The organism is Mesorhizobium sp. U510 (genome assembly GCF_059180695.1).
Genome location: NZ_CP180532.1, coordinates 4,606,736 through 4,627,718 on the forward strand (window position 1 = coordinate 4,606,736; position 20,983 = coordinate 4,627,718).

At 61.8% G+C, this 20,983-nt stretch carries 22 protein-coding genes; 5 read left to right on the plus strand and 17 right to left on the minus strand.

Annotated elements, in window-relative coordinates:
• Positions 1-3 precede the first annotated feature (3 nt).
• The 8 genes from bamA to ACLGL5_RS24145 form a co-directional block, all read right to left on the minus strand.
• Positions 4-2,388 carry an outer membrane protein assembly factor BamA gene (bamA, locus tag ACLGL5_RS24110; RefSeq protein WP_064985509.1) on the minus strand — a complete coding sequence of 795 codons (2,385 nt, stop codon included), beginning with the start codon at positions 2,386-2,388 and terminating at the stop codon, positions 4-6.
• A gap of 217 nt (positions 2,389-2,605) precedes the next feature.
• On the minus strand, positions 2,606-3,748 hold the full coding sequence (rseP, locus tag ACLGL5_RS24115) for an RIP metalloprotease RseP (RefSeq protein WP_064985510.1): 1,143 nt from the start codon (positions 3,746-3,748) through the stop codon (positions 2,606-2,608).
• A gap of 95 nt (positions 3,749-3,843) precedes the next feature.
• Positions 3,844-4,659 carry a phosphatidate cytidylyltransferase gene (locus ACLGL5_RS24120; protein ID WP_038646870.1) on the minus strand — a complete coding sequence of 272 codons (816 nt, stop codon included), beginning with the start codon at positions 4,657-4,659 and terminating at the stop codon, positions 3,844-3,846.
• The gene (locus ACLGL5_RS24125; RefSeq protein WP_019858199.1) at positions 4,656-5,390 is read right to left on the minus strand and encodes an isoprenyl transferase; all 735 of its coding nucleotides are present in this window, start codon (positions 5,388-5,390) and stop codon (positions 4,656-4,658) included. The genes ACLGL5_RS24120 and ACLGL5_RS24125 overlap by 4 nt, the downstream gene beginning before the upstream one ends.
• 32 nt (positions 5,391-5,422) lie before the next feature.
• Complete coding sequence (gene frr, locus ACLGL5_RS24130; RefSeq protein ID WP_010909550.1) at positions 5,423-5,977, minus strand: ribosome recycling factor; 555 nt, start codon at positions 5,975-5,977, stop codon at positions 5,423-5,425.
• Between the two features lie 109 nt (positions 5,978-6,086).
• Positions 6,087-6,809 carry a UMP kinase gene (gene pyrH, locus ACLGL5_RS24135; RefSeq protein ID WP_038646872.1) on the minus strand — a complete coding sequence of 241 codons (723 nt, stop codon included), beginning with the start codon at positions 6,807-6,809 and terminating at the stop codon, positions 6,087-6,089.
• Between the two features lie 162 nt (positions 6,810-6,971).
• Complete coding sequence (locus ACLGL5_RS24140; protein ID WP_069093424.1) at positions 6,972-8,081, minus strand: aldo/keto reductase; 1,110 nt, start codon at positions 8,079-8,081, stop codon at positions 6,972-6,974.
• Positions 8,082-8,118: 37 nt separating this feature from the next.
• The gene (locus tag ACLGL5_RS24145) at positions 8,119-8,661 is read right to left on the minus strand and encodes a nuclear transport factor 2 family protein (RefSeq protein ID WP_069092191.1); all 543 of its coding nucleotides are present in this window, start codon (positions 8,659-8,661) and stop codon (positions 8,119-8,121) included.
• Between the two features lie 130 nt (positions 8,662-8,791).
• Here ACLGL5_RS24145 and ACLGL5_RS24150 point away from each other — a divergent pair, with 130 nt between their 5' ends.
• Positions 8,792-9,727 (plus strand): LysR family transcriptional regulator, encoded by a 936-nt coding sequence (locus ACLGL5_RS24150; RefSeq protein ID WP_069092192.1) that lies wholly within the window; start codon positions 8,792-8,794, stop codon positions 9,725-9,727.
• 13 nt (positions 9,728-9,740) lie between these two features.
• On the opposite strand, the gene tsf is transcribed toward ACLGL5_RS24150, so the two are convergent.
• The 5 genes from tsf to ACLGL5_RS24175 form a co-directional block, all read right to left on the minus strand.
• Positions 9,741-10,661, minus strand: a complete 921-nt coding sequence (gene tsf / locus ACLGL5_RS24155) for a translation elongation factor Ts (RefSeq protein ID WP_010909555.1) — start codon at positions 10,659-10,661, stop codon at positions 9,741-9,743.
• 110 nt (positions 10,662-10,771) lie between these two features.
• Positions 10,772-11,554: a 30S ribosomal protein S2 gene (gene rpsB / locus ACLGL5_RS24160; protein WP_064985515.1), complete on the minus strand. Its 783-nt coding sequence runs from the start codon at positions 11,552-11,554 to the stop codon at positions 10,772-10,774.
• Positions 11,555-11,731: 177 nt separating this feature from the next.
• Positions 11,732-12,343: a LysE family translocator gene (locus ACLGL5_RS24165; RefSeq protein WP_019858209.1), complete on the minus strand. Its 612-nt coding sequence runs from the start codon at positions 12,341-12,343 to the stop codon at positions 11,732-11,734.
• Positions 12,340-12,618: a DUF4031 domain-containing protein gene (locus tag ACLGL5_RS24170; protein ID WP_069092193.1), complete on the minus strand. Its 279-nt coding sequence runs from the start codon at positions 12,616-12,618 to the stop codon at positions 12,340-12,342. The genes ACLGL5_RS24165 and ACLGL5_RS24170 overlap by 4 nt, the downstream gene beginning before the upstream one ends.
• A 36-nt stretch (positions 12,619-12,654) precedes the next feature.
• Positions 12,655-13,485, minus strand: coding sequence for a cell envelope integrity EipB family protein (locus ACLGL5_RS24175; RefSeq protein ID WP_069092194.1), 831 nt, complete (start codon positions 13,483-13,485; stop codon positions 12,655-12,657).
• 138 nt (positions 13,486-13,623) lie between these two features.
• Here ACLGL5_RS24175 and ACLGL5_RS24180 point away from each other — a divergent pair, with 138 nt between their 5' ends.
• From ACLGL5_RS24180 to ACLGL5_RS24195, 4 genes are all read left to right on the plus strand, one after another.
• Positions 13,624-14,088 (plus strand): RidA family protein, encoded by a 465-nt coding sequence (locus tag ACLGL5_RS24180; protein ID WP_038646884.1) that lies wholly within the window; start codon positions 13,624-13,626, stop codon positions 14,086-14,088.
• 13 nt (positions 14,089-14,101) lie between these two features.
• Positions 14,102-14,830, plus strand: coding sequence for a glycerophosphodiester phosphodiesterase (locus ACLGL5_RS24185; RefSeq protein ID WP_038646886.1), 729 nt, complete (start codon positions 14,102-14,104; stop codon positions 14,828-14,830).
• A gap of 55 nt (positions 14,831-14,885) precedes the next feature.
• A complete protein-coding gene (locus ACLGL5_RS24190; RefSeq protein WP_038646888.1) occupies positions 14,886-16,100 on the plus strand; it encodes a GNAT family N-acetyltransferase in 1,215 nt (404 codons plus the stop codon).
• Positions 16,101-16,208: 108 nt separating this feature from the next.
• On the plus strand, positions 16,209-16,640 hold the full coding sequence (locus ACLGL5_RS24195) for an HIT family protein (protein ID WP_019858217.1): 432 nt from the start codon (positions 16,209-16,211) through the stop codon (positions 16,638-16,640).
• A gap of 31 nt (positions 16,641-16,671) precedes the next feature.
• On the opposite strand, the gene ACLGL5_RS24200 is transcribed toward ACLGL5_RS24195, so the two are convergent.
• The 4 genes from ACLGL5_RS24200 to ACLGL5_RS24215 all read right to left on the minus strand — a co-directional run bounded on the left by ACLGL5_RS24200 (position 16,672) and on the right by ACLGL5_RS24215 (position 20,790).
• Positions 16,672-17,292: a chloramphenicol phosphotransferase CPT family protein gene (locus ACLGL5_RS24200; protein WP_019858218.1), complete on the minus strand. Its 621-nt coding sequence runs from the start codon at positions 17,290-17,292 to the stop codon at positions 16,672-16,674.
• Between the two features lie 65 nt (positions 17,293-17,357).
• Positions 17,358-19,826 (minus strand): ATP-dependent Clp protease ATP-binding subunit ClpA, encoded by a 2,469-nt coding sequence (gene clpA / locus ACLGL5_RS24205; RefSeq protein ID WP_010909564.1) that lies wholly within the window; start codon positions 19,824-19,826, stop codon positions 17,358-17,360.
• 6 nt (positions 19,827-19,832) lie between these two features.
• Complete coding sequence (clpS, locus tag ACLGL5_RS24210; protein ID WP_010909565.1) at positions 19,833-20,162, minus strand: ATP-dependent Clp protease adapter ClpS; 330 nt, start codon at positions 20,160-20,162, stop codon at positions 19,833-19,835.
• A gap of 298 nt (positions 20,163-20,460) precedes the next feature.
• Positions 20,461-20,790: a phasin family protein gene (locus ACLGL5_RS24215; protein ID WP_010909566.1), complete on the minus strand. Its 330-nt coding sequence runs from the start codon at positions 20,788-20,790 to the stop codon at positions 20,461-20,463.
• Positions 20,791-20,983 lie beyond the last annotated feature (193 nt).

Here is a 20,983-nt window from a genome sequence, read left to right on the forward strand (position 1 = left end):
CGATCAGAAGCGGGTCGATATGCCGAAGTTGAATTCCTGCACGTCGTCGCTCGCTTCCTTCCTGACCGGGATCGCATAGTCGATACGGATCGGACCGAACGGCGAGGCCCACATCAGGCCGATACCGACCGAAGCGCGCAATTTCATGCCGGTCGAGTCCTGATTGACCAGTGACTGATTGGCGATCTTGTTGCCATAGAGCGTCGCCGCGTCGGCGAACACCGCGCCGCGCAGGCCGAAGCTTTCGGGAACGACTGGCAGCGGGAACTGGGCTTCGGCCGAAGCGTTGAAATACGTCGTGCCACCCAGATGGTCGCCACTGGTGCCCTCAGCCACCGGACCGATACCACCGTAAGCAAAACCGCGGATCATGCGATCCGTGCTCTGGAAGTGATCGAAGATGCGCAGATCGCCGTCGTTGCCGTATCCCTCGACATGCCCCGCGCCACCCGAAATGAGCCCGACAAGGTCAAGCTGTTCGGACAGCGTCTGGTAGATGCTGCCGCGCCCGGTAATCTTCACGAACTTGGCATCGCCGCCAAGACCCGCGACCTCGACGGTCGTGTTGGCATAGATGCCTTCATGCGGGTTCTTCATGTCGTCGATGGTGTTATAGACCAAACCCAGGCTGACCGACGACTTGATCCAGGGGCTTTCTGCGATGCCATCCAAGATGGCCTGAGAAATGTTGCAGGTGCCGCCGGGAGGATTCGGAAGGTCGGTAGGGCCGCAACTGTCGTCGACCTTATACTTCTCCTGAGAGATATTATACGCCAGTTGTGTCGTGATGCTATTGGTGATCGGCAACCCGAAGCGCACCGTCGCACCGGTGGTGTCGCTGTCGTAGTTGTTGTTGTATTGCCTCGTCGACTTGTAGATGTCGAAACCGGCGGCGATGCGTCGACCGAGGAAATACGGCTCGGTGAACGATACGGCGTAGTCGCGTGAATTTTTGCCGCCGCCCGCCGACAGCTTGATGAACTGGCCTCGGCCGAGGAAGTTACGCTCGGTGATCGAGCCTTCGACGGACGGGCCTGCCGTGTCACCGCCGGTCGAATAGCCGGCACCAACGGAGAATTCACCCGTCGATTTCTCGACCACGTCGACAACCAGCACCACCTGATCGGGCTGCGAGCCGGGCACACTCGAGATTTCGACTTTGTCAAAATAATTCAGGTCTTCCAGGCGCTTCTTCGCGCGTTGGATGAGCACCTGGTTGAACGCATCGCCTTCGCTGACATCGAATTCGCGGCGGATGACATAGTCACGCGTACGGTCGTTGCCGCGGATCTCGATGCGCTCGATATAGGCCTTGGTGCCCTGGTCGACCGTATAGACCACCGAAATCGTATGGTTCTCGAAATTGCGGTCGCCGCGCGGCGTCACCTGCGCGAAGGCATAGCCTGAACCGGCCACCTTCTCGGTAAGAGCGATGATGGAGTCCTCGACATCCTTGGCATTGTAGACATCGCCCTTGTGGGTCTCGACCACCGATTCCAGCGACTTGGAGTCGACTTCCGGGATCGTGCTTTCGACGCTGATATCGCCGAAATTATAGCGCTCGCCTTCCTGGACGGTGATGGTGACCGTGTATTTGTTCGTCGCATTGTCGAGTTCGCCGACGGCCGACACGACCTGGAAATCGGCGTAGCCGTGATTGTAGTAGAAGCGGCGCAGCAGCTCCTGGTCGGCGCGCAGCTTGTCCTCGTCATAGACGTCGTCGCGCAGGATGAACGACACCCAGGATGAGCGTTTGGTGTTGATCACGTCCGACAAACGACGGCTCGAATAGGCACTGTTGCCGACGAAATTGATCGCCGCGATCTGCGTGCGGTCGCCTTCGGTGATGTGGAACACCACGTTCACGCGGTTGTCGCCGAGTTCCATGATCTGCGTGGTCACGCCGGCATCATCGCGGCCGATGCGCCTGTAGGCGGCCTTCACGGCCTCGACGTCGGAATCGAGCGTCGCTTGCGAGAATGTGCCGCGCGGCTTCAGCTGAACCGCCGCCTCAAGCGCATTGTCCTTGAGCTTCTTGTTGCCCTGGAACAGCACCTGGTTGACGACCTTGTACTCGGCAACCTTGACCACCAGCGTCGAGCCGACCTGATTGATCTGGACGTCCGAGAACAGGCCAGTGCCGAACAGCGCCTTGACGGCCGCATCCACATCGGAACTGGAGAAGGCCTTGCCCGGCTTGATGGTGATGTAATTGCGGATGGTATCGGCGTCGACACGCTGGTTGCCGCTCACCTCCACCCTGCTGACGACAGCGGCTTCAGCCGCCGATGTGGCAACGAATTGTACTGCGAGCGCACCTGGCACGACCAGAGCGGCGGACAGTGCCGCCGCTGACGCGGCGCTCAGAAACTTGGATGCTGCCTTCATCGGGCTTAATAACCTTTTCTCGTAGTCCCCACGGCGAGAAAACCGGACGTGCGGTAATTTCCCCTACCGTATTAACCGGATTTTCCCTACACGCAAGGCTTCTGGTTAATTTGTATTTACTTAACCCTGGTGCGTGGCTTTCGCGTCACTCATATCCCCGTGCATGGTAAACGGCGTCTCAACATCGACCATGCCAAAGCCAAATTTCTTCATGATTTCAGCATCCAAACAGATCGTTCCAGAACACGAAACCCATGAAGCACAAGACCAGGAGCAGACCGGCCCGATAGGCCATTTCCATCATCCGTTCCGACACCGGCCGGCGAATGACGGCCTCCACCCCGTAGAACAACAGATGGCCGCCGTCGAGGGGGGGAATCGGCAAAAGGTTTAGAAAACCTATGCCAATAGAGAGCAGTGCGACGAGCTGCACGAGCCATTCGAAACCGAGTTTCGCCGCCTTGCCGGCCATGTCCGCGATCTTGACGGGACCGCCCAACTGGCACTTGTCCTCGCGCCCGACGGCGAAACGCTGCAAGAACTGGCCGGTGCGCTCGATGACGTGGCCTGTTTCCTCAACTGCCGCCGCAACCGCCCCGACCGGTGTGTAGGTGATGAGACGCGGCTGACCGAGCTCCTTGTTGTTGACGACGCCGATCACCGCGACCTTGACCTTGTTGCCGAGCGCGTCTTGCTGCTCCATCAACTGCGGCGTCGCGGTCACCGTGACTTCCTTGCCGTCGCGCAGCATGACAAAGGTGATGGTATCGCCGGCGCGGCCCGAGACCAGCCGCTGCACATCGCCAAAGGTTTCGACCTTGCTGCCGTCAACACTGACGAATCGATCGCCAGGCTGGATGCCGGCCTTTGCCGCCGGACTGTCCGCCGTGACTTCCGCCACCATGGGCTCTGCGACATAACGCCCATAGGAGGCAAACAGCACGGAAAAGACGACGATCGCCAGCAGGAAATTGAACAGGGGCCCGGCCACCACGGTCGCCGCTCGCTTCCAGATGGCCTGTGTGTGGAAGGCAACCTTGCGCTCCTCGTCGGTCAGCGTTTCAAGATCTTCCGGGGTGGGCTGGCTGGAGGTGGCGTTCATGTCGCCGACAAATTTGACATAGCCGCCAAGTGGAATGGCGCAAAGCTTCCAGCGCGTGCCATGCCGGTCGTTGAAGCCGATGAGTTCGGGACCGAAGCCGATCGAGAAGGCCTTGACCCCGATGCCGCACCAGCGGCCGACGAGGTAGTGGCCCATCTCGTGGACGAACACCACCACGGTCAGCACGAAGAGAAACGGCACGAGCGTGCCGAGAAAAAAGCCTTCGGTGCTGAAAATCGCGTGAAGAATCCCGTTCAACTCATGCCCTCAAATTCTTCCGCTGTCGCGGTGACTGTGACATCAATCCAGGCGAATCCAAGGCACGCCCGCACCAGATCGTGAAACGACACCGTTCAAATCGGAAACAGCCCCTGCGCCGGATGATCGGCGCCCGCCGAAATCCAGCCAATGACGTATAGAGCAAGAGCCGCCGCGACAAGCCCGTCGACACGGTCCATGACGCCGCCATGGCCTGGAATGAGCACGCCCGAATCCTTGCGGCCATGCCGCCGTTTGACCCAGGATTCGAACAGGTCTCCAGCCTGGGCGATAATCGAAAGCACAAGCGCCACGAAGCCAAGGAGCGCCAGATTGCCGGCACCGGCGACTGCTGCCAGCATGACCCCGGCGACAACGCCACCGACAGCGCCGCCGACCGCGCCGCTGCGCGTCTTGCCGGGCGAAATCGACGGCGCCAGTTTGGGACCACCGACGGCTCGCCCGACGAAATAGGCAAAAATGTCGGTCGCCCAGACCACTGCGAACAGGAACAGGATGGCGACGAGGCCCGGATGGTCGCCATCGCGCAACAACGCAAGCGACAGGCCGGACACGCTGGCATAGGCAAGACCGCTTGCCTCCCACTGCCCGGCCTTGCGAACCAGGGCGGCAATCGCCGTAACGGCGATCAGAATCACGACAAGCAGCAGCAGCCACGGTGCGGCAAGCCCGACAATCAAGGCGCCGATGAAAACGACGACCAGCGCCTCGGGCAGGAAGCCTAGCCCATTGGCCGCGGCGGGCCGCGACATGCGTGTCCACTCGTAGAAGATCATCGCCGACATGGCCGCGCACAGCAGTCGGAATGGCAGGCCGCCAAGCCAGGTCAGGCCAAGGGCGATGACGGCAAGCACGACCGCTGAAATGACGCGGAGCTGAAGGTTGCTCATCCCGCGGCCGGTCGCGAAGCGACGTCTTGCGGGCCCAATCCGCCGAAACGGCGCTCGCGGCCGGCAAATTCGCGCAACGCCTCGGCAAGGTGTTCGCGGCTGAAGTCAGGCCAATAGCAAGGCAGGAAGACGAGTTCGCTGTAGGCGGCCTGCCACAAGAGGAAGTTGGACAGGCGAAGCTCGCCGCTGGTGCGTATGACCAGTTCCGGATCGGGAATGCCTTGGGTGTCGAGACAGCCGGCAAAGCTCTCTGCGGTGATCGATTCGGCGTCGATTTCGCCGCGCGCCGCGGCCGAGGCAAGCTTGCGCGCCGTGCGAACGATCTCGTCGCGCCCGCCATAGTTGAAGGCGATCACCAGCGTCAGGGACTCGTTACGGGCGGTGAGCGATTCGGCCTCTTCGAGCAACCCTCGGATGTCGGCCTGCAGCCCTGCCCTGTCTCCGATGATCCTGACCCGTACGCCGCTCTGGTGCAGTTCGGCGAGATCACGGCGGATGAACAGCTTCAATAGCCCCATCAGGTCGCTGACCTCGGCCTTCGGCCGCGACCAGTTCTCCGACGAGAACGCATAGACGGTCAGGAACGAGATGCCGAGATCGGGCGCCGCGCGCACCGTCTTGCGCAATGCCTCGACGCCTGCGCGATGACCGGCGAGCCGAGGCATGCCGCGCGCCTTGGCCCAGCGTCCATTTCCATCCATGATGATCGCGACGTGCGCGGGCGTTGTCATGATCTCGCTTTCGGGTCAGCCGGCCGCCAACCCTAAACCTGCATGATTTCAGCTTCCTTGTCGGAAAGCAGATGATCGATGGTGCTGATCGTTTCGTCTGTAAGCTTCTGGACCTGATCCGAACGTTTGCGCTGATCATCCTCGCTGATAACGCCGTCCTTCTCGGCCTTCTTCAGGAAGTCCATGCCGTCGCGGCGCACATGGCGCGCGGCGACACGGGCATTCTCGGCATAGCCGTGCGAGATCTTGACCAGTTCCTTGCGGCGCTGCTCGTTGAGCTCGGGCAGCGGAATCCTCAGATTGGTGCCGTCGACGATGGGGTTGAAACCCAGGTTGGATTCGCGGATGGCGCGATCGACGGCGCCGACCATCGACTTGTCCCAGATCGACACCGAGATCATGCGCGGCTCCGGCACCGTGACGTTGGCGACCTGGTTGATCGGCATGGTGGTGCCGTAGGCTTGCACCTGGATGGCATCGAGCAGATTGCTAGAGGCGCGGCCGGTCCGCAGCGAAGCCAGGTCATGCTTGAACGCGGCGATTGCCCCATCCATGCGCCGCTTGAGATCGTCGTACTCACCACTCATCCTAGTCTCCTCGACCCGTCTGCTGCGGGTTCACTGCTTCGGGGCAAGGCCCCGTTCGAGCCTGATTTTCGAAAAGCCGGTTTCCCCTTTGTCGGGATCAGGCCCGGGATCAATCGTCCGCGACGACCGTGCAGCGGCCGCCGCCCCTCAGAATATCGCCGAAACCACCTTTTTCGTGGATCGAATAGACGATTATCGGAATGTTGTTTTCGCGCGCAAGTGCAATCGCAGCCGTATCCATGATGGAAAGGCCTCGATTTATGACTTCGGCATGGCTGATGCGCTCGAAACGCGTCGCTTTCGGATCCTTTTTCGGGTCGGCCGAATAGACGCCATCGACCTGCGTGCCCTTGAACAGCGCATCGGCGCCGATTTCGGCCGCGCGCAGTGCCGCCGCCGAATCAGTGGTGAAGAACGGATTGCCGGTGCCGCCGGCAAAGATCACCACCTTGCCCTGGTTCATGTAGGCGGTGGCCTGGCGCTGTGAAAAGCTTTCGCACAACTCCGGCATGGCGATCGCGGACAGCACCACGGCGTCGACGCCGATCTTGTTCAGCGAGGTGCGCAACGCCAGCGAATTGATGACCGTGGCAAGCATGCCCATGTGGTCGCCGGTGACCCTGTCCCCGCCCTTGGAGGCGACGGCCACGCCGCGAAAGATATTGCCGCCGCCGATGACGACGCCGACCTCGATGCCCAGAGCACGGGCCTCGGCGATGTCGGCGGCGATGCGATCCACGACCGAGACATCGATGCCGAAATGCTGTTCGCCCATCAACGCTTCGCCCGACGCTTTCAGCAAGACACGTCGGTAGAGGGGCTTCACCGTCATCTGGTCCTCGTCATTTTTGTATGTGGTCACGCCTGGGCTGGCCGCCCTCGCGCAGGCGTCGCGCCCCGAACATTGGCACGATGCCGAGTTCCGATACACGAAGGGCGCCGCGATGTCACGCGGCGCCCGACCGGCAAAATTGGTGGCAGCCTGCCGGATCGATCAGCCGGCGGACACGCTGGCTGGCTCGCCCTCGACAAGCACCGGCAATGCGTAGCCGGAGGGCTTGTCGCCGGTCGCAGCGCCGCCTGTGACGCGCGCCTGTATCTGCGGCCCGAAATAGGAATAGGGGAACGGCGCCGGCGTTCTGCTGACCGAATCCAGCCGGTCGCGAAGCGCTGCCGGAATCTCGAAGTCCAGCGCGCCAAGATTGTCCTGTATCTGGGCCAGCGTGGTCGCACCGAGGATGACTGTTGCGATCCCCGGCTGCGTCGCCACCCAGTTGAGCGCGACCTGTGGCATGCTGCGGCCGAGCCCGGATGCAACCTTCTCGAGTTCGGTCACGATGGCCCAGTTGCGCTCCGTGAATTTCTGGAAGCCCGGATGCGTCGAATTGCGGAACCCGTCGAGCCGGCCCACATTTCCGGCCTGGGCCGGCCGATACTTGCCGCTGAGCAGCCCGCTGGCCAGCGGGCTCCAGACCATGATGCCGGCGCCATGGCGCGTGCCGAAAGGCACGAACTCGTTCTCGATCGCGCGTTCGGCCAGGGAGTATTCGAGTTGCAGGGCCGAAACCGGCTCATACCCGCGCAGTTCGGCGATCGCCTGCGCGCGCCCCGCATACCAGGCCGGCACATCGGACAGGCCGACATGGCGCACCTTGCCCATCCGCACCAGGTCATCCAGCGTACGCATGACCTCTTCGGCCGGCGTCAGCCTGTCCCACACATGCATGAGATAGAGATCGATATAGTCGGTGCCCAGCCGCTTCAGCGAGGCATCGACCGCCCGCATGATGTTCTTGCGGCCGTTGCCGCCGGCATTCGGATTGCCCGGCTGCATATTCATGGTGAACTTGCTGGCGATCACCGCGGTGTCACGCAAGCCCCGCTCGGCGATGAATTCCCCAAGCCAGGCTTCGGCCGTGCCGCCGGTGTAGAGGTCCGCCGTGTCGAAGAAATTGCCGCCCGCCTCGACATAGGCGTCGAACATCGCCCGGGCTGTGTTCCTGTCGGCTCCCCACCCCCATTCCTTGCCGAAAGTCATCGTGCCCAGAGCGAGCCGGCTGACCCTGAGGCCGCTGTTGCCGAGCGTGTAATAGGTCATGGTCATGATCGTCTTCCAATGCTTGCTGGTGAATGCCGCGGTGTCACTGGCCCGCCGTGTCATTGCCCGGCGTTGCCTTGACCCAAACGTTGCCGCGCTCATGCGTCATGTGGAACGCGAAGCCGTCGACCTTCCAGCCGGCGGTGGAGCGCGTCAGGTGATGCTCATAGGTGCCCCAGACTTCCCAAAGCGGGTCGCCATTGCCCTCCATCCGGTTCCAGGCATAGCCGTTCGAACGGACCGTCGCCGTTTTCGCCTCGAGAACGACCTGATGATTTGTGCGCAGATGCAGGCTTGTCTTGCTGCCCTTGAGGTTGCCGGCCCAGGCGCCGATCAGGTCGTCGGAGGCGATGTTGGCCGCCGGCTGCCCGGACAGGCTGCTGAAATCGGCGGTAACCCGATCCGCGAAATAGCTGCGCGCCAGTTTCCAGTCCTGCGCGTCGACGGCGCGGTCGATGGCGTCGGCGATCCGGATGACCGTGCGTTCGTCCGCAAGTGCCTGCCAGCCGGAGGGTTCCGCCCCGCCGGCATCGATCGGCGCCAGCGCCATGCCTGCCGCGAACGTTACGTGCTTCAACGCATTCATGTCTCTTCTCCTTGATGCAACCAGCCAATTGCCAGTGTGTGGGCGCCGGTGCGTTGGCGACAATGTGGACCCCGGCGGAGGCATCGATAAGATTGCATTGTTCGCAAAGACCATGCGATATTGCTCATGAATGGATCGTGATCTCCTCATACATCTGCCTGTGGTCGTTGCCGTTGCCCGGCGTGGCGGCTTCGCGCTCGCGGCGGCCGAACTCGGCATGAGCCCGTCGGCGGTCAGTCACGCCGTACGGCTGGTCGAGGAGCGTATCGGCCAGCCTTTGTTCGCGCGCACGACGCGCAGTGTTTCGCTGACCGAATCCGGAAAGGCGCTGGTGGAGGCCGCGGCTCCTGCCCTTCAGGATATTGGTGAACGGATCGATCGAATCCGCAGCGTCAAGGGCAGGTCCTCCGGCTTGCTCAGGATCAACGCCTCCACCATCGCGATTCCGTTGGCGGTGACGCCTGTCGTCGCGGCGATGGCCGAGCGCTATCCGGACGTTACGGTGGAGATTTTCGCCGACCAGGGGCTGGTCGACATCGTCGGCGAAGGCTTTGATGCCGGCATCCGGCTAGGCGAGATGATCGCGCAGGACATGGTGGCCGTGCGGCTCACGCCTCCGTTCAAAACCGTCATCGTCGCCTCGCCCGCCTATATCGGACGCCGCGGCCGTCCGCGCAGCGTGGCCGATCTCGCCAACCACAATTGCATCGGCTACCGGCTTGTCCGCTCCGGTGCCCTCTATCGCTGGGATTTGACCGAAGACGGCAAGGATGTCGTGGTGCAGACCGGCGGTACGGCCATCGTCACGGATTCGCTCGCAGCGATTGACCTGGCGCTTGCCGGAGTGGGCCTTGCCTATATGTTCGAGCCGCTGGCGCGCGCCGATCTTGCGGCCGGCCGCCTGGTGCAGGTTCTGCCGCAATCGGCAATCGAGGAACCCGGCCTTTTCCTCTATTTCCCGCGCCGGGCGGCGATGGCGCCGAAACTGCGGGCCTTTATCGACACCGCACAAGAAATCAGCCGGACATCCCTGCGGACGTCCGGCAGAAAGACGCTTTTGGAATAAAGCAGTAGGAAGTTTACTTCTTGACCGCCGCCGCGACTTCCGCTGCGAAATCGGTCTCTTCCTTTTCGATGCCTTCGCCGAGCGCGAAGCGCAAATAGGCCGTGATCTTGGCCGGCGCGCCGATTTCCTTTTCGGCATCCTTCAGCGCCTTCTCGACGGTGATGTCGGGATTGAGCACGAAGGCCTGCTTCAGGAGCACGACTTCCTCGTAGAACTTGCGCATGCGGCCCTCGACCATCTTTTCGATGATGGCTTCCGGCTTGCCGGACTGGCGCGCCTGATCGGAGAAGATCGCCTTCTCACGCTCGACCGCTGCCGGATCGATCTGCTCCGCCGTCAACGCCATCGGGTTGGTGGCGGCGACATGCATGGCGACCTGGCGGCCGAAGGCATTTGCGGCATGCTCATTGCCGGTGGTTTCGATCGCAACCAGCACGCCGAGCTTGCCAAGGCCGTCGGCAACCGCGTTGTGGACATAGGTCGCAACGGCGCCGTGCGGAACGGTCAGCTTGGCCGAGCGGCGGAAGCCCAGATTCTCGCCAATGGTACCGACCGCATCCTTGATGGTGTCGGTGACCGACTTATCCGAACCCGGATACTTCGCGGCAGCCACGGCTTCCGTCGTGCCATAGGCGAGAGCAACCTTGGCAACGTTGGCGACGATTTCCTGGAATGCAGCGTTGCGGGCGACGAAGTCGGTCTCGGAATTGACCTCGACGACGGCAGCTTCGCGCACGCCGGCATCGACGCCGATCAGGCCTTCGGCCGCCGTGCGGCCGGCCTTCTTGTCGGCCTTGGAGATGCCCTTCTTGCGCAGCCAGTCGACGGCTTCTTCCATGTTGCCGTTCGTCTCGTTCAACGCCGCCTTGCAGTCCATCATGCCCGCGCCGGTCAAGTCGCGGAGTTCTTTGACCTGTGCAGCCGAAATGCTCATTGTCGCCTCTTTGTTTTAAATGCACCGACGCACCACCGGTACTCGATGATGCGTCCGTTTAGCGTGCCAAAATATTAGAAAGATGAAGGCCGGAACCGGCCCTCGCCGTTTTACGCCTGCGGGGTCTCGGTCGACGGAGCCGGATCGAGCGCCGGCTCGACCGGGGCTTCGATCGAAGCGCCGATGTCGACGCCGAGCGCGCCCTGCTGACGGGCGATGCCGTCGATCGCAGCCTTGGCGATCAGGTCGCAATAGAGCTGGATGGCGCGCGCTGCGTCGTCATTGCCAGGGATCGGGAAGTCGATCTTGTCCGGATCGCAGTTCGAATCGATGATGGCGACGACCGGGATGCCGAGACGCTTGGCCTCCAGGATGGCGATCGCTTCCTTGTTGGTGTCGATCACGAACATCAGGTCGGGCGTCGAGCCCATGTCCTTGATGCCGCCCAGCGCCTTGTCGAGCTTTTCGCGCTCGCGGTCGAGGTTCAGGCGCTCCTTCTTGGTGAGGCCCTGGGCCTCGCCGGCCAGCATCTCGTCGAGCTTGCGCAGGCGCTGGATCGAATTCGAGATCGTCTTCCAGTTGGTCAGCATGCCGCCGAGCCAACGCGAATTGACATAGTACTGGGCCGAACGCTGCGCCGCATCGGCGACGATGTCGGACGCCTGGCGCTTGGTGCCGACGAACAGCACGCGGCCGCCCTTGGCGACGGTGTCGGAAACCTGCTTCAGCGCCTGGTGCAGCAAAGGCACCGTCTGCGAGAGGTCGATGATGTGGATGTTGTTGCGAGCGCCGTAGATGTAGGGCGCCATCTTCGGGTTCCAGCGATGGGTCTGGTGGCCGAAGTGGATGCCAGCTTCCAAAAGCTGGCGCATGCTGAAATCAGGCAGAGCCATTCTTATTTTCCTTTCCGGTTAGCCTCCACGGACACAGGCATTTTTGGACTTTGTCCTCGAACGCCACCGGAGGTTTCAGCCGGATTTCTCCCGGGCAGACACCAAAGTCCGTGTGTGGAATGAGCGCGCATATAGAGGGGAAGCGCGACAAACGCAAGCGGGGTAGCGTTTTCCCGCTCAGCGTGCGGCAATCAGCGCGCCGGTGCCGATCATGGCGCTGCCGGCAAACCGGTTCATCAGGCGCATGCGCTTCGGTGTCCTGAACCAGCCCGAAGCCCGGCCCGCAAGCGCTGCATAGACCCCCATGGTCAGGATGTTGACGCTGATGACGGTGGCCACCACCAGAAGGCCATCGACAAGGGTCAGCGTGTCGAGATTGAGGATCAGCGGCATGATCGAGGCGTGGAACAGGATCGCCTTGGGGTTGCCCAGCGCAATGGACGCGCCAAGGAAAAAGGACCGGGACAATCTCGCCTCGGCCGTCCGCGGCTCATTCGATTGCGAGGCCGAGGCGCGCCACATCCTGATGCCGAGAAAGATCAGATAGGCGGCGCCGGCATATTTCAACAGGAGAAAGATCCATTCGAATGTTTGCGCCAGCGCCACAAGGCCGAGCAGCGCCAGAGTGACCAGCACGGCATCGCCGGCGGCAACCCCGACGCCGGCCATGAAGGCGCGAAGGAAACCGCGCGACACACCATTGGTGATGACCGTGAACATCGCAGGCCCCGGCGTGGCGGCGGCGAGTGTGACGGCGGCGCAATAAGCCAGAAATGCCGTTGGTGTCATCGCTTGGCCTTTCCATTGGGCACCCGCACGCGCCGGAAGATCGCGACGATCTCCTCGCGGCTGCATTCGATGGCGCCGAGCCGCACCGCGCGGTCGCGCTCGAAGCCGGTTATGTCATAATGCGGGGCCGATGTCTTGGGCGGTCCCTGGTAGGACGAACGCTTGACGCCAAGCGCGGCGGCGAAGCGATGCAGCTCGTTGGTGTCGTCGGCCATCAGGTGGCACCAGCGATGGCCGGCCCACTTCCAGATCGCCGCATCGACGTAGACCGCCATCAAGCCCGCCGCGGCCAGCTCAATTGCGCAACTCTGCTACTTCGATACCGCGCAAGGCTTTGTCTGGTCGAACAGCGAAAGATTGACCAGCTTGCCGGTCATCGAGAAGTCGCCATAGTCCATGGTGAGATCGCGGGTGATGCCGTTCTCGTGCAGCTTGAAGCTGATCCGGTATTCCGGCACTTCCTCGCCGTTCTGGGCGCTGTCGTCGAAATAGGCGATGTCGACCGGCCAGTACTTGTCGGTGGCGAGTTTGGCCAGCGCCGGAGCCTCCGGATCGACCTTGTCGGCTTCGGTCTTCTTGCCGACGACAACAGTGGTCGCCATCACCTTATTTGCGTCCTCCGAGCCGTCGAACAGGTTCGTCTGGTAGAAATTCTCGCCTTTCTCGGCCTTGCCGATCAGTTCGACCAGATGCTGGGTCGGAAACTGGGTGGCGGCGAGTTCCAGGCTGTTCTTCTCGGGCTTGTCGATATCGACCTTGAGGCCCTTGGCGTCTTTCGTGGCGATGCCCTTGACCTCCTTGTCGAGGTTCTGGTCGACAAAGGATTTGGTCACGAAGGAAAAAGTCTTGCCTTCGGCATCTTCGAAAGTCGTCGTCTGCTGGTCCGTCAGCTTCGTGCCCTCGCCGGTAACGATCTGGGTGACGAAGCGAAATTTCACCGTATAACCTTCGCACGCCGAACCGTTGAATTCGTAGACCATGCGACCGGATATACCTGTTATGCCGGAGCGGTCGGAGGCCTTTTTGAGGGTAAGGTCATACACGGCGCGATGCGCCTGCAGCGCCGGTACGGCGAAGGCGGGGACTATCGGGAACACCGCCGATAACAGAACGGCGTGGAATGCGAGGCGCGCTGCGCGCATGAGGTACTCCGATCGTCGCGGCTGATGGCAGGCCGCAGGGAAAGATGGTCCAGCTTAAAAAAAGTCGTGGCGGAAGCGAGGCAAAAATAGCAATTTCGGCCCCGCCAGCGCGGCGCCTTCCAGCAATAGGGAAAAGCAATGAGTGAAACAATCGAAAAGCGGCTAAGTGATCTCGGCGTGACGCTTCCAGTCGCCGCCGCACCTGCCGCCAACTACGTTCCCTACTGCAGGTCGGGCAATCTGCTGTTCACCGCCGGGCAATTGCCGCTCAAGGACGGCAAGCTGCAGGCGAGCGGCCTGCTCGGCCGTGACGTCGACACGGCAAGCGGCAAGGACGCGGCGAGATACTGCGCGATCAACATTCTGGCGCAAGCCAAGGCTGCGCTCGGCGACCTGGAGAAGATCAGCCGGCTGGTGAAGATCACCGTCTTCGTCGCCTCTGCCCCCGACTTTGTCGAACAGCATCTGGTTGCCAACGGCGCTTCCGATTTCCTGGTCGCCGCCCTTGGCGAGCGCGGCAAACACGCCCGCTCCGCCGTCGGCACTGCCTCCCTGCCACTTAATGCCGCAGTGGAAATCGAAGCCATCTTCGAAGTCGAATGAACGAAGGCCTGACATGACCGATCTATCCTGGCTAACCGCCCGGCCCGTTGCCCATCGCGGCTTCCACGACATGAACAAGACGCGCTGGGAAAACACGCTTTCCGCCTTCACGGCCGCGGCCGAACGGGGCTACGCCATCGAATGCGACGTGCATCTGTCGTCGGACGGCGTTCCCGTCATCATCCATGATGACGACCTGAAAAGACTGACTGGAGAGGACGGTTTCGTCTGGCAGCGCAGCGCGGCCGAACTGACCGCGCTCAAGGTTGGCGCCACATCCGACCGCGTGCCGACGCTGCAGGAAGCGCTCGACCTCGTCGACGGCCGCGTGCCCATGGTCGTCGAACTGAAAGGGGTTCCCGGCCGCGATGAAGGCCTGGTGGCAAGTGTCGGCAGGATGCTCAAGCGCTACAAGGGCAAGGCGGCGATCATGTCGTTCGATCACTGGCTGATCCGTGACTTCCCGAAACATGCACCCGGCATTCCCGCCGGCTTGACCGCCTACGGCAAGGACCTCAAGCTGATCGAGGCGCATTTTTCCATGCTGGCGCATGAGCTATCCTTCACCTCCTACGCCGCCGGCGACCTGCCGAACCCGTTCGTCAGTTTCGTGCGTGAAAAGCTCAAAATGCCTGTCATCACCTGGACGGTGCATGATCAGCCCGCGATCGACCTGACCTTCAAATACGCCGATCAGATGACATTCGAAGGGTTCGAACCCGAGTTGGTCAAAGTCGCTTGAGCGGAGTGTCTGAAACGTGACTTGTAGCGCCCCGGATGGAGCTTAAATAAGCCTCATGGATCAGGGCGACGATGGCGACGGGCAAACTGCAAATGCGGACTATTCGATCCGTATCGCCGCGGGCATCGGCGCGTTCACCTGCGATGAGTGGAACGGCTTTGCCGGCACCACGCGCGGCGATGCGGAAAACGGCTATAATCCGCTCGTTTCATTCGCTTTTTTAAGCGCGTTGGAGGATTCCGGCTGCGCCGTGCGGCGCACCGGCTGGCAGGGACATCATTTGCGGTTGGAGACCGCGCAAGGCAGGCTGCTGGGCGCCGTCCCCTGCTATCTCAAATCGCACAGCCAGGGCGAATATGTGTTCGACCACGGCTGGTCTGACGCCTTCGAGCGCGCAGGCGGCCGCTATTATCCGAAACTGCAATGCGCCGTGCCGTTTACGCCGGTCACCGGCCCTCGCCTGCTGGTCGGCAAAGGCGAGGATCCGGATGCGGTGAGGGCCGGGCTTGCCGCCGGCCTCAAAATGGTGACCGACAAGCTCGGCGTGTCCTCGGCGCATGTCACCTTCGCGCAGGAAAACGACGTGGCGACACTCGAGGCCGCCGGTTTCCTGCACCGCACCGACCAGCAATTCCACTTCTTCAACGAAGGTTTTTCGACCTATGACGACTTCCTCGCCACGCTTGCCTCTCGCAAGCGCAAGGCGATGAAGAAGGAACGGCGCGAGGCGCTTGCCGATGGCATCACCATCGACTGGCTGACCGGCAAGGACCTGACGGAAAAGGCCTGGGACGACTTCTTCGCCTTCTACATGGACACCGGCAGCCGCAAATGGGGCCGCCCCTACCTGAACCGCCAGTTCTTCTCGCTGATCGGCGAACGCATGGCGGATGATATCCTGCTGGTGATGGCCAGGCGCAACGGCCGCTACATCGCCGGCGCCATCAATTTCATCGGCTCGGACGCGCTCTACGGCCGCAACTGGGGCTGCATCGAGGATCATCCCTTCCTGCATTTCGAGGTCTGCTACCACCAGGCCATCGACTTCGCCATCGAACGCAAGCTGAAGGTGGTGGAGGCGGGCGCGCAGGGAGAACATAAGCTGGCGCGCGGCTACCGGCCGGTGACGATGCATTCCGCGCACTACATTTCGCACCCCGGCCTGCGCAATGCGGTGGCCGACTATCTCCAGCGCGAGCGGCGCGAAGTGGAGCGGATGAGCGATTATCTCGAAGAACATACGCCGTTTCGCAAGGATCTCGAGGAGTAGCAGGCCTTCTGGCATGGCCGATCTCGCCTGATCGTACCGCCACATCGTCTTGCCGCTCCGGAAGAGCTTCGCTACACGGGACGCGAGGCACAATCCGGAGCGTTCGCCATGACTGAGGCCGCCTACGACACCAACAACATCTTCGCAAAGATCCTGCGCGGCGAAATCCCTTCGCACCGCGTCTACGAAGATGACGCCGTCGTCGCCTTCATGGATGTGATGCCGCAAGGACCCGGCCATACGCTGGTTGTGCCAAAAACCCCGTCGCGCAACCTGCTCGACGCCAATCCGTCGACCTTCGGCCCGCTTTTTACCGTCGTCCAGAAAGTGGCGCTGGCAGTCAAGAAGGCGCTCGATGCCGACGGCGTCACCATCCTGCAGTTCAATGAGCCGGCCTCCGGCCAGACCGTCTATCACTTGCACGTCCATGTCATCCCGCGCTTCGACGGCATCCCGTTGAAGCCGCATAGCGGTGAGATGGAGAAACCCGAAGTGCTGGCCGGGAACGCCGAGAAAATACGGGCGGCGCTGGGAAGCTGAGCCGAACTTCGTTTCGGGGGCAGGAGAAAGTCTAGCTAGCGGCTTGAGCCAAGCGCTCGATCGCACCCGGCTGAGCGCCATCACGCAGGCGCTGGCGGATCGCTTGTGCGCACTGTTCAGGGCTGAGGACCGAGGTATCGACCTCGAGATCATATATGCCCGGCCGGTGCACCGCTTCTTGCCACATACGCACCGGCAAAGGCGTGGGATCGTCCGAAGAGCCGGTGACATAACCCCGGCCCGCCTCGCTGGCGGCTCGCCTTTCCATGATGATTTCAATCGGACAGCGAACGCCGACGAACAGCGCCGGCAGGCCGGCGAGACGGCGCGCGCAATCGGCCAGGCAATCGAGCGGCTTCGAATAGGCATCGTGATGGCCGACGTCCGTCACGACGTTCAGCCCCAGCCGGCTGTGCACCGCGACCGATTCGTAGAGGGCGGCATAAAGGTGCGGCACGAAGACTTCGAGGTCGGGGCGTTCGCCTCCAGGTCGCAACCCTATTCCCGGGCGAAGTCGCGACGGTATGATCTGGGCATAGCTGTCGACACCCAGATTCATCCATGCGCCATCGAAGCTTTCCTGAATGGCGCGAGCGATGCTCGATTTTCCCGACCGCGGCGCGCCGTTGAGGATGACGATCTGGCCTGGCATAGCCACCCCATTGCTCAAAAATGAAAAAAAGCCCCGTTGCCGGGGCTTTTTCGAGTGCGTGCCGATCAGCCCTTGCGGGGCAGTTGCGGGACCAGGCTGCGCTTGCCGCCATCCTTGCCCTTGGGCTCCGGCTTCTGCGCCACGACCTTCTTGGCTGCAGGCTTCTTGGCCACTGCCTTGGGCGGCTTCGGCGCGTCTTCCGGCTCTTCCTTCTTCGGCTTCACCGGCGCCTCGTCGGCCAGCGATTCGAGCTTCAGGCCGGTCTCGCCGGTTTCCTTCTTCTCGACGGTGACGCGCACCGTGCCGCCCTTCTTGAGCTTGCCGAACAGCACCTCGTCAGCCAGTGGCTTCTTGATGTGCTCCTGGATCACACGGCCGAGCGGCCGCGCGCCCATGCGCTCGTCATAGCCCTTGTCAGCGAGCCAGGCGATCGCATCCGGCGACAGGTCGAAGGTGACGCCACGCTCGGAGAGTTGCGCCTCGAGTTGCATGACGAACTTCTGCACCACCTGATGGATGACCGGCACCGGCAGCGAGCCGAACGGGATGATCGCATCGAGACGGTTGCGGAATTCCGGCGTGAACAGCCGGTTGATCGCCTCGACATCGTCGCCTTCGCGCTTGGTCGACCCGAAACCGATCGCCGCGCGCTGCGCATCCGATGCGCCCGCATTGGTGGTCATGATCAGGATGACATTGCGGAAGTCGATCTGCTTGCCGTTGTGGTCGGTCAGTTTGCCGTGGTCCATGACCTGCAACAGGATGTTGAACAGATCCGGATGCGCCTTCTCGACCTCGTCGAGCAACAGCACGCAGTGCGGATGCTGGTCGACGCCGTCGGTGAGCAAGCCGCCCTGGTCGAAACCGACATAGCCGGGAGGCGCGCCGATCAACCGCGAAACGGTGTGGCGTTCCATATATTCCGACATGTCGAAGCGGATCAGCTCGACGCCGAGCGAGGCGGCTAGTTGCTTGGCCACTTCCGTCTTGCCGACACCGGTCGGACCCGAGAACAGATACGAGCCGATCGGCTTTTCCGGTTCGCGCAATCCGGCACGGGCCAGCTTGATCGCCGAGGTCAGCGCCGTGATGGCAGTATCCTGGCCATAGACGACCCGCTTCAACTCGATATCGAGGCCTTGCAGCACCTTCTCGTCATCCGCCGAAACCGTCTTCGGCGGGATGCGCGCCATGGTAGCGATCGTTGCTTCGATCTCCTTGATGCCAATGGTCTTCTTGCGCTTGGCTTCCGGCACCAGCATCTGCGAGGCGCCGGTCTCGTCGATCACGTCGATCGCCTTGTCCGGCAGCTTGCGGTCGTTGATGTAGCGCGCCGACAGCTCGACCGAAGCCTTGATGGCTTCCGAGGTGTAGCGGACCTTGTGGAACTCCTCGAAATAGGGCTTCAGGCCCTTCATGATCTCGATGGCGTCCTCGATGGTCGGTTCGTTGACGTCGATCTTCTGGAAGCGCCGCACCAGAGCGCGGTCCTTCTCGAAGAACTGGCGGAATTCCTTGTAGGTGGTCGAGCCGATGCAGCGGATCGCACCCGACGACAGAGCAGGCTTCAGCAGGTTCGACGCGTCCATGGCGCCGCCCGAGGTGGCTCCTGCCCCGATCACCGTATGAATCTCGTCGATGAACAACACCGCACCCGGATAGTCCTCGAGTTCCTTGACGACCTGCTTCAGCCGTTCCTCGAAATCGCCACGGTAGCGCGTGCCGGCCAGCAGCGTGCCCATGTCGAGCGCGAAGATAGTGGCGTTGTGCAGCACTTCGGGAACGTCGCCCTCGACGATGCGCTTGGCGAGACCCTCGGCGATCGCCGTCTTGCCGACGCCCGGATCGCCGACATAGAGCGGGTTGTTCTTGGAGCGGCGGCACAGCACTTGGATGGTGCGGTTGATTTCCGACTCGCGGCCGATCAGCGGGTCGATCTTGCCGGCCTTGGCCTTGTTGTTGAGGTTGACGCAATAAGCCGTCAGCGCGTCCTGCTGCTGCTTCTTCTTGCCGCCTTCCTCTTGCGGCTCGGCGCCATTCTGGCCGCCCTGCTCGTCATCGGCCCCGCGCGGCGAGCGCGTTTCCGATGCGCCGGGGCGCTTGGCTATGCCGTGCGAGATGTAATTGACCGCGTCGTAGCGGGTCATCTGCTGTTCCTGCAGGAAATAGGCGGCATGGCTCTCGCGCTCGGCGAAGATGGCGACGAGCACGTTGGCACCCGACACTTCCTCGCGGCCCGACGACTGCACATGGATCACCGCGCGCTGGATGACGCGCTGGAAGCCGGCGGTCGGCTTGGAATCCTCGTCGTAGCCGGTGACCAGATTGTCGAGCTCGGTGTCGATATAGGTCAGAACAGTGTGCTTCAGCTCATCGAGATCGACGTTGCAGGCGCGCATGACGGCGGCCGCCTCGGTGTCGTCGATCAACGCGAGCAGCAGATGTTCAAGGGTTGCGTATTCATGGTGCCGCTCATTGGCGAGCGTCAGCGCCTGGTGAAGCGCCTTTTCCAGGCCTTGGGAGAAAGCCGGCATGTTACCTCACTTCTTCTCCATCACGCATTGCAGCGGATGCTGATTCTGTCGGGCGAAATCCATGACCTGAGACACTTTGGTCTCGGCCACCTCGAATGTATAGACCCCGCACTCGCCCACTCCATGATTGTGAACATGAAGCATGATGCGTGTGGCGGCTTCGCGGTCCTTCTGGAAAAAACGCTCCAGCACGTGAACCACGAACTCCATGGGAGTGTAGTCGTCGTTGAGGATGAGGACCCGGTAAAGGCTGGGCTTCTTGGTCTTGGTTTTGGTGCGCGTGATAACGGCCGTCCCGCGGCCGGCCTCATTGCCGTCGCCGCCGCCGTTTTGCATCCGCGCCACTTGTCTCATGGCAGTCAAACTGATCGTCACGTAATCCTGCCTCGTTCGAATCCTCATGCGAGTTCGACATGTAGGTGTTCGATGGACGATTTTAAGCCCTTCTGGTTAGCTGACAATATGGCTAGGTGACCAAACTTGGCGGATTTTCGCAATCGTGAAGCGCTACGCCGCCGCGAACCGGAAATTAGCATGAAAAAACCCGGCCGCGTTTCCGCGACCGGGCTTTGTCCCGGGCCCAAAGGGCCGGATCTGAATGTGTCAGGGCGAAAATTACCTCGCCCGGGCGAAATTACTTCGCCTTGGCAACTATCGATTCGAACGGCTTGTAGGCTTCCTTGGCGAGTTCGGCATAGAGATCGCCAATCTTGGTGGCCTCGGCGACGAATGCCTCGTAGGACTGCTTGGCATAGTCGGTCTGGATCTCGATCGCCTTGTCCAGCGACTTGGCCGAAAACAGCTTCTCGACAGCAGCGCTGCCGGCCTCAAAGCTCTTCTTGGTGTACTCACCGGCCTCGGTGGCGATCGCCTGGGCGCCCTTGGAGAGCGAAGCGAAGCTCTTCAAACCGGTGTCGGCGAATTCCTTGCCGTATTTGCTGAAGTCCTCATAGGTCTGGGTCATTTCACGATTCCCTTGACGGTTGAGGCGTCCTTCTTCGGGGCGCCATTGTGCAATGCACCTCAATATATTGTGCGCCGCACAAAAGTCAATATTTCACCGGCGTGCGAGGCTCGCCTGCGCAGGCAATGGCTAAAAATCAAATAAAGTGTGTTTCAAGCCCGAAGAAAATGGTGAACGCGGCGGTTACCATAAA

Excerpts from the sequence above, each read along its gene's own strand:
- pyrH (WP_038646872.1), bottom strand. The coding sequence starts at position 6,809 with ATGACGGTGAAGCCCCTCTACCGACGTGTCTTGCTGAAAGCGTCGGGC.
- ACLGL5_RS24165 (WP_019858209.1), bottom strand. The coding sequence starts at position 12,343 with ATGACACCAACGGCATTTCTGGCTTATTGCGCCGCCGTCACACTCGCC.
- ACLGL5_RS24180 (WP_038646884.1), top strand. The coding sequence starts at position 13,624 with ATGAGTGAAACAATCGAAAAGCGGCTAAGTGATCTCGGCGTGACGCTT.
- ACLGL5_RS24190 (WP_038646888.1), top strand. The coding sequence starts at position 14,886 with ATGGATCAGGGCGACGATGGCGACGGGCAAACTGCAAATGCGGACTAT.
- clpS (WP_010909565.1), bottom strand. The coding sequence starts at position 20,162 with ATGCAAAACGGCGGCGGCGACGGCAATGAGGCCGGCCGCGGGACGGCC.
- ACLGL5_RS24170 (WP_069092193.1), bottom strand. The coding sequence starts at position 12,618 with ATGGCGGTCTACGTCGATGCGGCGATCTGGAAGTGGGCCGGCCATCGC.
- ACLGL5_RS24195 (WP_019858217.1), top strand. The coding sequence starts at position 16,209 with ATGACTGAGGCCGCCTACGACACCAACAACATCTTCGCAAAGATCCTG.
- ACLGL5_RS24120 (WP_038646870.1), bottom strand. The coding sequence starts at position 4,659 with ATGAGCAACCTTCAGCTCCGCGTCATTTCAGCGGTCGTGCTTGCCGTC.
- clpA (WP_010909564.1), bottom strand. The coding sequence starts at position 19,826 with ATGCCGGCTTTCTCCCAAGGCCTGGAAAAGGCGCTTCACCAGGCGCTG.
- ACLGL5_RS24140 (WP_069093424.1), bottom strand. The coding sequence starts at position 8,081 with ATGACCATGACCTATTACACGCTCGGCAACAGCGGCCTCAGGGTCAGC.
- ACLGL5_RS24215 (WP_010909566.1), bottom strand. The coding sequence starts at position 20,790 with ATGACCCAGACCTATGAGGACTTCAGCAAATACGGCAAGGAATTCGCC.
- bamA (WP_064985509.1), bottom strand. The coding sequence starts at position 2,388 with ATGAAGGCAGCATCCAAGTTTCTGAGCGCCGCGTCAGCGGCGGCACTG.
- ACLGL5_RS24200 (WP_019858218.1), bottom strand. The coding sequence starts at position 17,292 with ATGCCAGGCCAGATCGTCATCCTCAACGGCGCGCCGCGGTCGGGAAAA.
- ACLGL5_RS24145 (WP_069092191.1), bottom strand. The coding sequence starts at position 8,661 with ATGAATGCGTTGAAGCACGTAACGTTCGCGGCAGGCATGGCGCTGGCG.
- frr (WP_010909550.1), bottom strand. The coding sequence starts at position 5,977 with ATGAGTGGTGAGTACGACGATCTCAAGCGGCGCATGGATGGGGCAATC.
- ACLGL5_RS24185 (WP_038646886.1), top strand. The coding sequence starts at position 14,102 with ATGACCGATCTATCCTGGCTAACCGCCCGGCCCGTTGCCCATCGCGGC.
- ACLGL5_RS24175 (WP_069092194.1), bottom strand. The coding sequence starts at position 13,485 with ATGCGCGCAGCGCGCCTCGCATTCCACGCCGTTCTGTTATCGGCGGTG.
- ACLGL5_RS24150 (WP_069092192.1), top strand. The coding sequence starts at position 8,792 with ATGGATCGTGATCTCCTCATACATCTGCCTGTGGTCGTTGCCGTTGCC.
- ACLGL5_RS24125 (WP_019858199.1), bottom strand. The coding sequence starts at position 5,390 with ATGACAACGCCCGCGCACGTCGCGATCATCATGGATGGAAATGGACGC.
- tsf (WP_010909555.1), bottom strand. The coding sequence starts at position 10,661 with ATGAGCATTTCGGCTGCACAGGTCAAAGAACTCCGCGACTTGACCGGC.
- rpsB (WP_064985515.1), bottom strand. The coding sequence starts at position 11,554 with ATGGCTCTGCCTGATTTCAGCATGCGCCAGCTTTTGGAAGCTGGCATC.